The following is a 14,940-nucleotide window of genomic DNA, read 5'->3' as shown; positions in this document are numbered from 1 at the left end:
AGCGGGCAGGGCAAGCGCGGAGGGGGTGGAGAGCGCTCGCCCTCCGTTTCGGTTCAAGTATTCGCCGCAACCGGGGCGCAAAGGTCAAAGGCCTCCCACTTTGGCGTGGCCATTTCGTCCACAAAACGGCCGTAGTTCCAGGGCCAGCTGGAGGGGATGCCGTCTTTGTCCAGGTACCAGCTGGCGCAACCGCCCTGGTACCACACGGTTTGCTTGGCGGCTTCCACCCGCGCCGTTTCGTACTGCTGCATGGCGTTCACGGTGGGGGCGATCTCGGGGCATTCACCGCTGCGAATACGGTCCATCAGCTGCTCAATGTAGATCCACTGGTTTTCGGCAATGTCGATCAGCGAGAAATTGCCCACCGGGCCCGAGGGGCCGTTGAGCATGAACAGGTTGGGGAAGTCCGGCATGGAGATGGCGAGGTAGGCCAGGGGGCGGTCCTTCCACAGGGTTTCCAGGTTCGCGCCGTTGCGGCCGGTGATGGTCATCGGGCGCATAAAACAGTCCGGGTGGAATCCGGTGGCGAAGACAATGATGTCCAGCTCGTGCAGCTGCCCGTCGCGGGTGCGAATGCCGGTGGGCTCGATGCATTCGATGCCGGCGGTCACCAGCTCGCTGCCCGGCTGCTGGATGGCCTGGTAGTAGTCCGGCGAGAAGATCAGCCGCTTGCACAGGGGAGCGTGGTCGGGGCGCAGGCGTTCGCGCAGCTGTGCATCCTGCACGTTCTCTTCCAGGTTCTGCAGGCAGGCCGCCGCCATGTGCTGGGAGCCGGGCGAGCTGGAATCGGTAATGGCCTGGGTGTATTGCTCCACCGCCTCCATATAGCCCTTCAGGTCCAGCACCTGCTCCATGACTGCCGGATCGCGGAAGGCGGCGCGCTCCTCTTCGCTGAAGTAGCCGTTTTCCACCGGCATGATCCACTGGGCGGTGCGCTGGTAGTGTTCCAGCTTGGCCACCTTGCCGGCCAGGGCGGAGATAATCTGCACCCCGGTGGAGCCGTTGCCGATCACACCGATGCGCTTGCCTTCCAGGGTTACGCTGTGATCCCAGCGGGCGGAGTGAAACAGGTGGCCGGCGAAGGTGTCGGCGCCGGGAATGTCCGGAAAGCGCGGCTTGTGCAGCACGCCGGTGGCGGCGATCAGCACGTCGGCCACATCCTGGCGGCCGCTTTTGAAACCCAGCTGCCAGCGCCCGTCGCGCCACTCGGCGCCGCTGGCCTCTTCGTTGAAGCGGATCACTTCATTCAGGCCGTACTTCCCGGTGGTGCGTTCAAAGTAGGCCTGGATTTCCGCCCCGGGGGGCAGGTGGCGGGTCCAGTCCGGGTTGCGCTCGAAGGAGTAGGTGTAGTGGTGCGAGGGCACGTCGCAGGTCAGGCCCGGGTAGGTGTTCTCCCGCCAGGTGCCGCCAACGCGGTCCGCCTTTTCGTAAATATTGATGTCGCGGTAGCCGCGCTCCAGCAGCTTGATGCCGGCGAGAATGCCGGCCATGCCGGCGCCGAGTACGACAACGCGAAGATCCTGTTCTGCCATGGCGAATGTTCCTGTGTTGGTGCGCTTGTGGGAATGCCCCTGTTCAGTGCAAGCAGCTTAGCCAGCTTTGGCCCAACAATGCATATCACAAATGACAATTCGGGATGACATTATTGTTCGCCTTTCCGCCCCGGGTGTAAGCTCTGCCCATGACTGCTTCCCCGCCTGCCTCATCGCCAGGTTTACCACCCGGCTATAGCGCCAGCACCGCCTTTGATACGGTGCGCGCCTCCTTCATGCCGCTGGTCAACCTGCTGCAGGGCGAGTTGCGTGCCGGGGGCGACGAGGCCGGCCCGGCGCCGCGCAACCTCGGCGAGTTCACCCGCTGGTACCTGCAGGTAGTGCAACAGCTGGAAGCGGAGGTAGCGCAGGATTTTGAGCGCCCCTCCATGGCGCGGGAGGCGGTGGAGCTGATGTGTCGCAGCGCCATCAGCGCCGCCAGCCTGGATGAGGCCATCGGGCTGTGCCGCCGCTTTATGGCTTTGCTGCACCCGCGCGCCGGGGCGCTGACCCTGAAGTGCCGGGACGATACCGCCAGCCTGGTGCTGGATTCACTGCGCCCGCGCACCACCACTGCCAGCAGCCTGGTGGACATCACCGGGCTGTTTGCCTTCTGCCAGCTGCTGCAGTGGCTGGCCGGGCGCGAATTGCCGCTACAGCAGGTGCGCATTGGCCCCATTCAGCGCGATGACGTGCTGCCCTTTCTCAAGCTGTTCCGCGCCCCGGTACTGGCCGGCGGCGAGTGTTACTCGCTGGACTTTGACCGCGCCGCCCTCACCTGGCCCTGCGTGCGCGGGCGCACCGAGTTCGATGCCTTTTTTGAGCTGTTCCCCTGCGCCGTGTTCGGGGTGCGCGCCCACGACCTGGGGGCCCAGGTGAGCGCCATGATGGTGGCATCGCTGGAGCGGGGCGAAGGCGTACCCTCCCAGGAGCAGTTGGCGGGCATTCTGGAGGTGCCCCTGTCCACCCTGCGCCGCCGCCTGCGCGAGCGGGGGGCGGGCTACCGCGACTTGCGCGAGCAGTGTTTGTCGGAAGTGGCGGCCCAGCTGTTAAAGCGCGGCGACCTCGGGGTGGCCCAGGTGGCCGCGCAGCTCGGCTTCAGTGATGCCGGGGCATTTCGCCGCGCCTTTCACCAGTGGTACGGCTGCTCGCCCCGGGCCTGGCTGGCGCAATCAAAGACTCAGTCCGAACGCATTACCTGAGGCATGGCGTAGCGGCCGTCGATCAGCGGCGCCATCGGGCCGTAAAAGCGGGCGGCGAACTGGAATTTGCCCTCGGCCGGCAGCGGCAGCCAGTTGCGTTTTTTATCCGGGTCGGTAGGCGCTTCGCGCTGCAGGTAGAACACCAGCTTGCCGTCCTCACTGACGTGATAGTCGCCGGCCCGATACTGGTAACTGGTGGCGTTGTAGCGGTTGATGGGGTTGTCCACCAGGTAGCCCTGGGCGTCGTACACCGGCAGCTCCCAGAATTCCGTGACCGGCGGCAACTGGTCCACATCAAAGGTCAGGGTGTAGTGGTAGTCGCTGTCCAGGGGCTGGCCGCGGCTGTCGTCAAACAGGTAGGCAATGCTGTGGGACTGGTAGTGCACCGGGCTGCCCCAGGCCACATCCTGGGCGCCGGCGCGGCCGCGGTAGTCGAGGTCGTCGTAGAACAGGCTGGACTGCAGCTGCCAGCCGTTCATATCCACCAGCGCCTCGTTCATCGCCTGCCGGGCAATGGGGCGAGCCGTGCGGTAGCCGTCCTCCACCGCCGCGCGCTGGGCGCTGCTGAGGGCCGCCGGGTCAAAGCGCTTGCCGGGGGCAATGCCGAGGGGAGCAAGCCGGGCCAGGGTGTCGGTTTCCTGGCGGGAATCGCGCTGCAGCGTCATGGCGCTGTCGTTCACCGCCAGGCTCAGCAGTTGCAGCAGGTCCACCCCGGTCATCGATTTACTGATATCGCCAATGGCCGCCATGCGCGGGAAGTGTCGGTAGTCGGCGCGGATTTTGGGCTGTTCGGCCAGGGGCGGGAAGGCGCCGCCGTTGGCCTGCCACAGGGACAGCGGGCCGGCACTGAAGCTGTCGATGACCTTGCGCGCTTCGGCCAGGTCCTGTGGGTCGTTGCGATCCAGCACGGCAACCCGCAGGGTGGCGGAAAAGGCGGCGGAGGGCGCCTTGATGATCTGGGTGGAGGCAAAGCCGGCGGGCAAATCGCCCTGCCAGTCGGGGCCCACAATCAGGTAGCGCTGGGCGTGGTTGCCGGTGAACTGGGGGCCGGCCAGCAGGAACCAGCGGGGGTACTGATCCAGTGTTTGCAGGCTCCAGTAGCGGCCCGGGGCGATGGCGGTGGTCTCCAGCACCACAGGCTCCTGCGACACATCAAACATGCCACCGGAATACAGGGTGGAGGCGTTCACCGTGGTGGCATAGCGGTCCTTCGCGTCCATTAGCTTGTACAGGGGGTTGAGCCGGTTCACGCCGCTGTAGATCGGGTTGCGCGGGTCATCAAGCTGGGTGTAGAGGTAACGCAGCTCATAGAAGCCGGCGATATTCAGGCCCCAGTAGTAGGCCTCGGCGGTCAACGCGCTGATCTCGGCGGGGCTCAGGTCGGCATGGATGCCCGTGGGGGTGAGATCCCGGGCTTGCGAGGCCAGCGGCGCGGCCAGCAGGGCCAGTAAAGCCAAGTACAGGGTGGCAAGGGCGGTCCGTGGCGCGCAGGCGGCGCGAAGGGGGCGGCAGGGCATGGTTGGTTACCTCTGGTTGTCTGTTATGCGTTATGCGATCGGTGTGAGAGCCCGGAGTATTCCCGGCCGCCCGGGGCATGAACAGGGCGGTAGTGTCCAGCCACCGCTGCCCGAGTGCTCAATGGCTGGCGATTCAATTGCCTGAACCAGCGGCACCGCTGGCCGGTGCCTGGCTTTACCCCCCCGGCGGGTGAGGCGCAGTATCAGCCCTGACGATAACAAGGAGATTTGCGATGATCGACGGTTTGACCGTGAGTTCGGACGTGGTTGAGATCGAGGCGCCGGCGGCCCTGGTGTGGCAGGTGCTGGTGGACTTCGATCGCTACGGCGACTGGAACACCTTCTGCCCGGTGGCCGATGCCGAGCTGGCGCTGGATACCCCCATCCGCATGCAGGTGGACCTGGGCTTTGGCCTGCAGGAACAGGTGGAATACATCTGCCGCATCGAACCCGAACGGGTGGTGGCCTGGCGCATGGAGAACAAGCCCGACGACCCCATTCACGCCGTGCGCACCCAAGTCATCACGCCGCTGGGCGACGAGCGCTGCTCCTACGTGTCCATCGATGAATTCGGCGGCCCCGGCGCCGCCGAGATGATGGACATGATGGGCAAGCCGGTGGAGACCGGCTTCAACCGCTGCGCCCAGGATTTAAAAGCCCATTGCGAGGCCTTGCACCGGCGCGGCTGAGCAGGCGCCCTACCGGTCGGTGAGGGATTGCGCCAGGTCCTGCAGGTAGTCGATGTAGGCCAGCTTGTAGCGCGGATCGAAATTTTTCTGGTCTGCCGCCAGCTTCACAATCACCACCCGGTTGCCCGGGTGTACGTAGATATTCTGGCCCCAGATGCCCCGCGCCAGGTAGTCGCCGTCCCAGTCGCGTGGGGTCCACCACTGGTATTGGTAGCCGGAGACACTGGATGACGCGGGGTTGTCCCCGGGCATCAGGTGGGGCTCATCCGGCGTGACGGACGCCTTTACCCAGCCCTCGGGCAGGATGCGCTCATCGCCTCGCTTGCCATCGTTGAGGTACAGCAGCCCGAGCTTGGCGTAGTCCCGTGCGCTGGCGGCAAGCCCGCCCATGGCCAATTCCTGTCCTTGTGCGTCCAGCGTCCACAGCCCCTGGTGTTCCATGCCAAGTGGCTGCCAAAGACGGCGGCTCATATAGTCGGTGAGGCTCTCGCCGGTAACCCGTACCAGTAAAATGCCCAGCAACTGGGTATTGATGCTGGCGTAGTGGTTGTACGTGCCTGGCTCGTGGTCGCGGCCCAGGGTATTGATGTATTCCAGATAGGTCATCGGTGGCACGCGTGTTGTCATGCGGTTGATGTCCGATTCGGGGTCGGTATAGGTCTCGTCAAAGCGCACGCCGGAAGACATCTGCAGCACATGCTTGACCGTCACACCGTCGAAGGTCGGGCTGTCCAGCTCCGGCAGGTAACGACGGATGGGGTCGTCCAGACTTTCGATGTCGCCGTCGGCCAGGGCCATGCCAAGGACAGCAGACGTAAAAGATTTAGCCACCGAGAACGAGACGTGCAGGCTGTCGCGGCTGTCGCCGTGACGGTATTGCTCGTAGATTACCCGGCCGTCCTTGATCACCAGCAGGGCCGAGGTGCCAGAGCGGTCGATAAAGTCTTCCAGCGTTGTCGCTTCACCCAGAAAGTCGCCGCTGTAGCGCAGCGAATTGCTGCTTGCGCCAAGATCCCAGGGCTGTGCGGCGGGCGGCATGACAGAGGTCGGTACAAAGCGCTCCATGTGGCGGAAGTTCTCAAAGCGATCCCCGGCGAACATCGCGGTAAAGCCCGTGCCTTCCTCGCCTGAGTCGGTGCCGCCAATGGTGACCCCGGCGGCCTGGGCAGTGCCCGCGCCCTGGCCGAGCAGACAGGCACAGAGAAAAACGGTCGTGCTCAGAAAGCGAGAAGAAAACACGGCGCAGAGCCGCTGGCGTGAATTATCCATGGTAAGTCCTTATCGTTGTCGTGCGCGGAAATGCCAAAAGCTAGCGTACCATGCGCCTGGGGGCACCGGGATCAGGTATATTCCCCAGGCAATGCCTTTGGAGGTTCGCCTGATGAACAGGATAGAAACACTGGATGCACTGGAGCAGATATACGACGCCGCTGTGCCGATTGCGCTGGATAAAGTGCAGACCCGGCTCACTCCCAGGTATCGCCAGTGGATAGCCTCGTCGCGGTTTCTCATTCTGGCCACCGTGGGTAAGGCGGGCACCGACGCCAGCCCGCGGGGCGACGCCGGCCCCGTGGTGCAAGTGCGGGATGACACAACGCTGTTGCTGCCTGATTGGCGTGGCAACAACCGCCTGGATTCATTGCGCAACATTGTCGAAGACGGGCGGGTGAGCCTGCTGTTCATGGTGCCTGGCTGCAACAACGTGGTGCGAGTCAATGGATCGGCAATCGTCACCGCGGATGACGACATCACCTCACAGTTCAACCAGCAGGGCAAAACGCCGCGAACCGTCATCGTGGTGACCATTGCGGAAGTCTATTATCAATGCGCCAAGGCACTCATGCGTTCATGCCTGTGGCAAGCTGGCGACGAGAGCGAATCGGTACCAACGGCAGGCCAGTTTGTGCAGGAGATCGATGCTGATTTTGATGCGGCGTCCTATGACACCGGTTATGCCGATTATGCGAAGGGTCGCTTGTGGTAAAGCGTTGCCGACAGTGGCATCCGTGGCAAGGGCCCGCCTCAGGACGTTGGTAATCTGCGAGAACTCGTTACGGCCCGCCGTGGTTTTGCATGAAACTCGCCGTTGAGGTGCCGGGTCATTTACTCCGGCTCCTCAATCAGCAGATTGCCGATGGCCAACTCCTGGCCATCGCCGGGTGTCACCAGATGCAGGGGCATGTTCTGGGGGGCTTCCAGCAGGGGCTTGGGGATGGCGGTGGTAAAGCCGAACTTGGTGCGCGTGATGGGCAGGTCGTCTTCGCCGATGCGCAGCCGTGCCCCGTGGGGTAGGCAGCTGATATACACCCAAACGCCCATGGCACCGTCGGGCTGCTCGTTAAGGGCAACCCCGACCTGGGTTTTCTGGGGGCCCCATTTGCCCACGGTACAATCGCTGAGCTGGATCGACTCACCGCCGGGCAGCTGCCCCGCCGGGCTCTCTTCCACCAGAAACTCGCCGATCGGTTGCTTCACCTTGCGGATGGGGTCGATAAGCGCAATCTCATAGGTGCCCGGCGTCGAGAGTATGTGATCCTTCTGCTTGCCAAACAGGCCGGATGTGACGACTTTGCCCTTGATGGTGGTTCGCGCGATCTCACCGTCAATCATGATTTTCGCGTGGGCCGGAGCGCCGGCAATCTGGAACCAAAGGCCGCAGTGGCCGTCGGACTGCACATTGAATGCCAAGCCCTTTGCCGTTTTCTTCGGCCCCCAGTTCTGTAGCGGCGCGATGGTGCCAACGGTGTAGCCATCGGGGCTGTTCGCCGCCGCTTCTGGCGTGGCTTCGTTCGCGGCAAGAACGGCCCGGTTGGCCGGGTTTGCCTCGATCGCCAGTACTCGCAGCGCGGCAAGCTGGCATTCGGTGAGGCTCAGCTGCCAGCCTTCAATGTCGCACAGTGTGCCCTGTGCAAAGTCCTGCTGGATGCGGGTGGCCGTCGCGGCGGCGATATCAGCGGCGCTGCCGTCGATGCGCTGCGCCACCGTGCTGGCCAGTTGTGCAAGGCCAATGCCGCTACCGTCGCCCGCGAGCCACGCCCGGCCCAGGGTATCGGTGTGTTCGAGTGACAGCAGGAATTCATCCATCGCCGGGCTGATACCCGTATCGATACGCAGCGCTGTTGCCTCGGGAGCAGGTGCCGGCACTGTGTCCGCTGAATCGCCCGGCACCAGGGTGTAAGTGATGGCCGCCGCGCCACCGGCGGCTGCTCCGCCAATGACAAATTGTCGCCGGTTGATCATGCCTGCGCCTCCTTCTGTCCGGCCAGGTGTTGTGCCAGTCGCACAGACAGCGCGGCAATGGTCAGTGTCGGGTTGGAGTAGCCGTAGCGGGGAAACACAGACGAACTTGCTACATACAGGTTCTGGCTGCCGAACACCTTGAGGTCTGTGTCGACAACACCGTCTTCAGGGCGCGCCGCCATGCGCGTGGTGCCAAGGTGGTGGCATGCGCCAGAGGCGCGCGCCTGATGTTCGGCGGTGTTCTGCCGGGTAATCTGAAAGCGCCCCAGGCCGGTACGACTCAGTTCACCGCCCAGCGTTTGGTAGAACGTGTAGGCGGAATCGAAATCGTCCCGGTGAGGCTGCCAGTCGAGCTTCAGGCGCCGCAAACCCAGGGCGCAGCGCTCGTTGGTCAGGTGTATCCGGCTGAGCGGGTTCGGGCGCGGCTCAACAATCATTTGTACCTGGTACTGCCAGTAGTTGCCCGGTTTGAAATTGAGGCCGCTCTGGCTCCCGTACTGGTGCAGCACCGAGCCTTCGCCACTGCTGGCGTTCAGCGTCATGCAGGTATTGTGCTGGCGTTCTTTACGGATATGGTCCGCGGAAAAGGTCAGCACGGGCATGATGGGTTGGCCGTCGTTGGAAAAGCGGTGGTACTTCAAGCCCTCCGGTGCCAGCAGGTTCCCCGCCCGGGGGCCGTAGTGGTCGGCAAAATAGCGCCCCAGGTGGTCGGAGAAAATACCCTCGCCATCAGCGGCGGCCTCACCGCGCAGGTTCAGCAGGTGACGGGTGGTTTCCAGGCCGCCCATGGCCAGCACAAAGTGTTCGGCGGTGATCAGCGCAGCGGCGCCGTCCAGCGGTTTGACCTCGGCCTGGGTGATGCGCTCGCCTGCGCGATCCAGCCGCGTGAGGTTGGCGTGCAGCAGGCAGGTGAGGTTGTCCTGCTGGTTGATGTCGTTGTAGTAGCGGGTGCCAAAGCGGGTCGGGGGACTGAAGCGAAAAGCGTGTTCGGTAATCGGGCCGTCGACACGCAGTGGCAGCAGGTGCTGGGCGATGGTATCGCGCACCCGGGAGAGGTCGAACTCGGTGCTGGTGATCTCGGTCCACGCCAGGGCGCTATCCATATAGCGCTGCACCTCTGCCTGGGTGATTGGCCAGGCCGGTACATCCCAGGCGGGGTTGTCCTCATAGTCGGTGGCGTCCAGGGGTTTGCTCCAGCCACCCCAGTGTGCGGTGGTCCCCCCCAGTCGGCGGCGCCGGCAGATATCCGCCACCGAGTAGCTTTTTTCCCCGAGGGCCATCCGGTAAATGTCGCGCTCGGCCTCGGTGGCGTTGCCGGTTCCCCCGGCTTCACACAGTACGATGTGCCAGTCGGGGCGGGCCCTTGCCAACTCCAGTGCCAGCACGATGCCGGCGGGCCCGGCCCCGGCGATGCAGACATCGGCGCGCAGGGCGTTGTGTTCCAGTGCTTGTTGTTCCAGGTCGATAATCACGCGTGCTACTCATTCCTTGGCTTGCCGGCGAGCGCTGGGGCCGCAGCGGGGCGCTGGCAGTTTACACATTTTTTTCTGTTATATCTTTTCCGGCGCGGTTACCCGGTCTTTCATGCCTGTGCAAGAATGGCCGCCCATTCTTTTGGCAGGTCAGGCACAGCATGACGATGAAACGGCAATTGCGCGTCGGCGACAGCGGCATTCATGGCAAGGGCCTGTTTGCCGCGGTGGACATCAAGGCGGGCACGTTGCTGGGGGTGTGTCAAAGCCGGCCCACTCGCGAGCCCACGCCCTATACCCTGTGGCTGGACGAGGACACGCTGGTGGATGTGACCTGCCGCCTGCGTTTTATCAACCACAACAAGTCTCCCAACGTGATCTACTACGACGATCTGTCGGTGGTGAGTTTGCGCGACATCAAGGCCGGGGAGGAGCTGACCCACGACTACGGCGAGGCGTGGGCGGAGTAAGGCAGGGCCGGGGTTGGCATCAGGCCCCGCAGGGCCTGGCTCAGGTGGTGAGGATGAGCCGCAGGGCCTGCAATTGCAGGCTGGCGTGGCGGATGTGTACGGCGCATTCTTCGATGCGGTAGTCCAGGTGGTCCAGCTCTTCCTGGCGGATGGAGGGGTTTACCTGCTTGAGGGCCGCCAGGCGTTCGCGCTCGGCGCCGAGCTGGGCGCGCATGTCGGCCTCGGCGTCGGCCAACACGGTTTTAAGGCGTGATTCGGCCTGGCGGGTGGCCTGCAGCATTTTCGCGTCCACTTCCTTTTGCACCTGTTTGATGATGGCCAGGGCCACGGGCTTTTTCACCCGCTCCACCAGTTCGTTCAGCCGGGCGTGGGGCACCAGGTGGGCCAGGTCCTTGCCGCGGGCGTCCACCAGCAGGCGGGTGGGGGTGAGGGGCAGGAAGCGCTCTACCTGCAGCTCCTTTGGCGCTACGCAATTCACGGTGTACAAACATTCCAGCATCATGGTGCCGGGGGCAATGCCCTTGAGCTTGATGGTGCCGATGGCGGCGTTGCCAAGCTCGGTGGAATGCACCATGTCCATGGCCTCCACCAGCATGGGGTGCTCCCAGGTGAGGAAGGCCAGGTCTTCCCGGGCCAGGCCCTTGTCGCGGTCGAAGGTGACGGTGGTGCCCTCGTCGCGCAGGTAGGGGAAGTGCCCGGTCAGCATGTGCTCGGAGGGGCGCAGTATCAGGGCATGCTCCGAGTGAAACTCGGTGTCTACGCCAAAGGCCTCGCACAGGGCTTCCAGGTAGTTTTGCAGTACGTCGGTACTTTCATGCTCGACAATGCTGTCGATCAGCGCCAGCGCCTCGGCCGGCTTGCAGGAGTTGCGCTCCAGCAGGCGGTCGCGGCCCTCGCGCAGTTCGCGGCGGGTTTCGGCGGTAAATGCCGCGGTGTCTGTCAGCAGGGCCGCCAGCGCATCGTCGGGGGCATTCAGCTGCTGCTCCAGGGGCTCGCGGAAGCGCTGGTAAATCATGTGCCCGGCGGAGCAGCTTTCGCTGAAGGCGCCAAGGCCACGCTCGTACCAGTCCAGCAGGGTGTGCTGGGCGCTGCCCTCCAGATAGGGCACGTGAATGTCCACGTCGTGCTGCTGGCCAATGCGGTCGAGGCGGCCGATGCGCTGCTCCAGCAGGTCCGGGTTCAGGGGCAGGTCGAACAGGATCAGGTGGTGGGCAAACTGGAAGTTGCGCCCCTCGCTGCCGATTTCGGAGCACACCAGGGTCTGGGCGCCATTGACCTCGTCGGCAAAGTAGGCGGCGGCGCGGTCGCGCTCGATGATCGACAGCCCTTCGTAGAAGGCCGCCGAGCGGATGCCGGCGCGCAGGTGCAGGTGGTGCTCCAGGGCCACGGCGGTGGTGGCGCTGGCGCAGATCACCAGCACCTTGGCCGGGCGCAGCTGCTTGAGGGTCTGCTCCAGCCAGTTGACTCGCGGGTCAAAGCTCAGCCAGCTGTCGTCGTGGTAGGGCCGCTCCGGGTGCAGGCGCGACTCCAGGTCGGTGCTGGAGTAGCGGTATTCCTCGGGGAAGGGCAGCGGGTGGCGGTGCAGCACGCGCTGGGGGAAGCCGCTGACGGCGGCCCGGGTGTTGCGAAACAGCACCCGGCCGGTACCGTGGCGATCCAGAATCTGGGCGATGAGTTGCTCTGGCGCGGTGTCGGCAGACAGCCCCTCGGGCAGGTCGCCCGGTATCTCGCCGGCTTCAATCTGGCTCACCATGTCGCTCCAGCGGCGGTACTGCTGCTCTTCGCGGGTGAAGGTTTCCAAATCGTGGAAGCGGGACGGGTCCAGCAGGCGCAGGCGGGCAAAATGGCTGGCCTGGCCCACCTGCTCGGGGGTGGCGGTGAGCAGCAGCAGGCCGGCGCTGCGCTCGGCCAGGGCCTCCACCAGCAGGTAGTCGTCGCTGGGGGCCTGTTCCGACCAGGCGAGGTGGTGGGCTTCGTCCACCACTACCAGGTCCCAGGGCGCCGCCAGCACCTGCTCGCGGTAGGCGGGGTCGGTGTGGAACAGGCCGGTGCTGCACAGCACCAGCTGCTCCGCCTCGAAGGGGTTGTCCACCGGCAGCTCGGCCAGCCGCTCGGCATCGAACAGGGCAAAGTGCAGGTTGAAGCGGCGCAGCATTTCCACCAGCCACTGGTGCAGCAGGGTGTCCGGCACCAGCACCAGCACCCGCGAGGCGCGGCCGCTCAGCAGCTGCTGGTGCATGATCATGCCGGCTTCGATGGTTTTGCCCAGGCCCACCTCGTCGGCCAGCAGCACGCGCGGGGCAAAGCGCTGGCCAACTTCGTTGGCAATGTAAACCTGGTGCGGCAACAGGGAGGTGCGCGAGCCCATCAGGCCGCTCACTGGCGAGCGCTGCTGGCGGTCCAGGTGTTCGAAGGTGGCGACCCGCAAGGCAAAGTCGTCGTTCTTGTCGAAGTGGCCGTTCAGCAGCCGTTGCTGGGGCGTGGTGAGCTGCACGTAGGCGTCCAGCTCCAGTTCGGACACGGTCAGCTCGGCCTCGTGGTGGTCAAGGCCCGTGTACAGCAGCAGCCCCTGGTGCTCTTCCACCCGGCTTACCACCAGTTCCACCCCGTTCACGGTGGAGATATGGTCGCCCTCCTGAAAGCGCAGGCGTGTGAGGGGTGCGCCGTCGATGGCGTAGGTGCGCTCCTCGCCCACGGCGGGAAAATTCACGGTGACCCGGCGCTGTTCGATCTCGACGATGATGCCCAGCCCCAGCTGGGCATCGGCGTGGCTGACCCAGCGCTGTCCGATTTGGTATTCCATAGACTTCCTGTGATGCACGGCCGCGGCGCGGGCCGGGAAGAAAAAGGCGCGTAGTTTAGCACCGAACGGCGCTGGTTTGTGCGGCGCCTGGCTATTTGCCGTTGAAGAACAGGGCCAGGCTGTTGGCGTGGGCCTGTCGCAGCAGTTCTTCCACTGCCACGCCCTTCACCTCGGCAACCTTTTCCGCCACGAAGGGCAGGTAGTAGGGGGCGTTGGGCTTGCCCCGGTAGGGCACCGGGGTCAGGTAGGGGGAGTCGGTCTCCAGCAGCAGTTGCTTGATGGGCGTGGCGGCCACTACCTCGCGCACATTGTCGGCGCGGTTGAAGGTGGTGATGCCGTTGAAGCCGAGCATGAAGCCCTCGCCCAGGCAGTATTCCGCCAGCGCCAGGCCCGAGGTGAAGCTGTGGATGACACCGCGCCGGCGCAGGCTGTGGCGGAAGTTGGCGAGAATGGCGCGGGTGTCTTCGTCGGCCTCACGGGTGTGGATGACCACCGGCAAATCCACCTCCACCGCCAGCTGCAGCTGGGCTTCGAACACCTGGCGCTGCACGGCGCGGTCGGCGTGGTCGTAGAAGTAGTCAAGGCCAATTTCCCCCACCGCCAGGATGCGCGGATCCGCGGCGCGCTCGTGGATGGTCTGGGCCACGCCGTCATCAAAGCCCTCGGCCTCGTGGGGGTGAATGCCCTGGGTGCCCCACACATCCGGCGCGCTGTGGGCAAGCTGGAACACGCGGTCGAGGTTGCCTGGCGCCACTGCGATGGTGATTATGCGTTCCACGCCGACTTCCCGGGCCCGCTCCAGGGTGTGCTCCAGCTGCTCCTGATCCAGATAGTCCAGGTGGCAGTGGGTTTCAATGAGGGGAGTCTGGAAGTGGGGAATGTCGCGGCGCTTGCTTCTGCTCATGATCCTTGTCGCGGGTTGGGGCCGGCGGCTGGCCCGCTAGCATAGGGCAGGGCGGGCCGCGGTGGAAGGGGCGCCCTGCGACAGTGGTGCCCCGCGATGGCGATGGCCCTAGCCCGCAGCGTCTTCCGCCTGCTCCAGCGATTGCAGGGTGTCTACAATCTGCCGCCACATCCACTGGTGCAGGGGCGAATTGGCGCCGCGCTCGTGCATGACCAGCATGTATTTCATGCTGTGGTCGGCGCCTTCGGGGGTGGGCAGGGCCACAATGCCCCGGGCGGTGGCCTCGTTCTGCAGCATGTAGGCCGGGCCCGGCAGGAAGTAGTCGGTGCCGCGCAGCACCTCCAGCGCCGTCATCAGGTGGGAGGTTTCCAGCGAGCCCTGGTGGGGGTTGCGCATGCGGTTGAAGGTCTCTGAATTGCGCACCAGCTCCGCCTGGCCAAGGTCGGAAATATACAGGCGAATCAGCGGGTAGCTGGCCAACCGCTCCCAGGTGATTTCGCCGTGGGTGAGGGGGTGGCCCTCTCGCACCAGGATGGCCGGGGGCGAGCTGCCCACCGCGTGCACCCGAAACTCCGCCGGGTAGTGGGACTGGGCAATGTGAATGGCAAAGTCCAGGTTGCCGCTGGCCAGCTGCTCCAGCTGGTTTTCCACCCGGGTGATGGTGCGAATGGACAGCCGCGGGGCCTGTTCATGCAGGCGCCGGATCAGCGGCGGCAGCAGCGCGACACCCACGTATTCCGACAGCGCCAGCACCACCTCGCCGGTGGTGGCCCAGGGGTCGAATTCACTGCCGGTAACCAGCCGCGAGATATCCGCCAGCAGCACCGGCAGGGTTTGCTCCAGCTCCAGCGCCCGGGGAGTGGGCTGGATGCCGCGGCTGTTGCGGGTGAACAGGGCGTCGCCGAACACGCTGCGCAGCCGCGACAGGGTTTTGCTCATGGCGGGCTGGGTGATGTGCAGGCGCTGGGCGGCGCGCGATACCGAGCGCTCCTCCAGCAGGGCCTCCAGGGCGATCAGCAGGTTGAGGTCGATCTTCTGCAGGGGGCGGGTGTCCATGGGTGGCGGCCATTGATATAAATTGAATTCATGTGTTACATGAAAACAATACATT

Annotated in this window: 12 protein-coding genes; 4 read left to right on the top strand and 8 right to left on the bottom strand. The window is 64.7% G+C overall.

The window, feature by feature from the left end; genetic code table 11:
• Window positions 1-53: 53 nt before the first annotated feature.
• Window positions 54-1,532 (bottom strand): flavin-containing monooxygenase, encoded by a 1,479-nt coding sequence (locus DDZ17_RS03535; RefSeq protein ID WP_116364540.1) that lies wholly within the window; start codon window positions 1,530-1,532, stop codon window positions 54-56.
• 149 nt (window positions 1,533-1,681) lie between these two features.
• Here DDZ17_RS03535 and DDZ17_RS03530 point away from each other — a divergent pair, with 149 nt between their 5' ends.
• Window positions 1,682-2,734, top strand: coding sequence for a helix-turn-helix transcriptional regulator (locus tag DDZ17_RS03530; protein WP_116364539.1), 1,053 nt, complete (start codon window positions 1,682-1,684; stop codon window positions 2,732-2,734).
• Here DDZ17_RS03530 and DDZ17_RS03525 read toward each other — a convergent pair.
• Complete coding sequence (locus DDZ17_RS03525; protein ID WP_116364538.1) at window positions 2,713-4,251, bottom strand: DUF1254 domain-containing protein; 1,539 nt, start codon at window positions 4,249-4,251, stop codon at window positions 2,713-2,715. The two genes, DDZ17_RS03530 and DDZ17_RS03525, sit on opposite strands and share 22 nt — an antisense overlap.
• A gap of 233 nt (window positions 4,252-4,484) precedes the next feature.
• Here DDZ17_RS03525 and DDZ17_RS03520 point away from each other — a divergent pair, with 233 nt between their 5' ends.
• Window positions 4,485-4,940, top strand: coding sequence for an SRPBCC domain-containing protein (locus tag DDZ17_RS03520; RefSeq protein WP_116364537.1), 456 nt, complete (start codon window positions 4,485-4,487; stop codon window positions 4,938-4,940).
• Between the two features lie 9 nt (window positions 4,941-4,949).
• On the opposite strand, the gene DDZ17_RS03515 is transcribed toward DDZ17_RS03520, so the two are convergent.
• Complete coding sequence (locus DDZ17_RS03515) at window positions 4,950-6,209, bottom strand: serine hydrolase domain-containing protein (RefSeq protein ID WP_116364536.1); 1,260 nt, start codon at window positions 6,207-6,209, stop codon at window positions 4,950-4,952.
• A 112-nt stretch (window positions 6,210-6,321) separates the two neighbouring features.
• Between DDZ17_RS03515 and DDZ17_RS03510 the strand changes: the two genes are divergently transcribed.
• On the top strand, window positions 6,322-6,924 hold the full coding sequence (locus DDZ17_RS03510) for a pyridoxamine 5'-phosphate oxidase family protein (RefSeq protein WP_116364954.1): 603 nt from the start codon (window positions 6,322-6,324) through the stop codon (window positions 6,922-6,924).
• Between the two features lie 119 nt (window positions 6,925-7,043).
• Here the strand turns inward: DDZ17_RS03510 and DDZ17_RS03505 are convergent, their stop codons facing one another.
• Together DDZ17_RS03505 and DDZ17_RS03500 are read right to left on the bottom strand one after the other, a co-directional pair.
• Complete coding sequence (locus DDZ17_RS03505; protein WP_116364535.1) at window positions 7,044-8,180, bottom strand: hypothetical protein; 1,137 nt, start codon at window positions 8,178-8,180, stop codon at window positions 7,044-7,046.
• Complete coding sequence (locus DDZ17_RS03500) at window positions 8,177-9,652, bottom strand: GMC oxidoreductase (protein ID WP_116364534.1); 1,476 nt, start codon at window positions 9,650-9,652, stop codon at window positions 8,177-8,179. Before DDZ17_RS03500 ends, DDZ17_RS03505 begins: the two co-directional genes overlap by 4 nt.
• A 161-nt stretch (window positions 9,653-9,813) precedes the next feature.
• Here DDZ17_RS03500 and DDZ17_RS03495 point away from each other — a divergent pair, with 161 nt between their 5' ends.
• Entirely contained in the window at window positions 9,814-10,122 is a 309-nt protein-coding gene (locus DDZ17_RS03495) for an SET domain-containing protein (protein ID WP_116364533.1), read from the top strand.
• A 40-nt stretch (window positions 10,123-10,162) separates the two neighbouring features.
• Here the strand turns inward: DDZ17_RS03495 and rapA are convergent, their stop codons facing one another.
• From rapA to DDZ17_RS03480, 3 genes are all read right to left on the bottom strand, one after another.
• On the bottom strand, window positions 10,163-12,925 hold the full coding sequence (gene rapA, locus DDZ17_RS03490) for an RNA polymerase-associated protein RapA (protein WP_116364532.1): 2,763 nt from the start codon (window positions 12,923-12,925) through the stop codon (window positions 10,163-10,165).
• A 91-nt stretch (window positions 12,926-13,016) separates the two neighbouring features.
• The gene (locus DDZ17_RS03485) at window positions 13,017-13,829 is read right to left on the bottom strand and encodes a TatD family hydrolase (RefSeq protein WP_116364531.1); all 813 of its coding nucleotides are present in this window, start codon (window positions 13,827-13,829) and stop codon (window positions 13,017-13,019) included.
• Between the two features lie 108 nt (window positions 13,830-13,937).
• Window positions 13,938-14,885: a LysR family transcriptional regulator gene (locus DDZ17_RS03480; protein WP_116364530.1), complete on the bottom strand. Its 948-nt coding sequence runs from the start codon at window positions 14,883-14,885 to the stop codon at window positions 13,938-13,940.
• Window positions 14,886-14,940: the final 55 nt, after the last annotated feature.

This window comes from Parahaliea mediterranea (genome assembly GCF_003402235.1).
Taxonomy (GTDB): domain Bacteria; phylum Pseudomonadota; class Gammaproteobacteria; order Pseudomonadales; family Halieaceae; genus Parahaliea; species Parahaliea mediterranea.
This window is presented reverse-complemented; position numbering and strand designations above follow the sequence as displayed.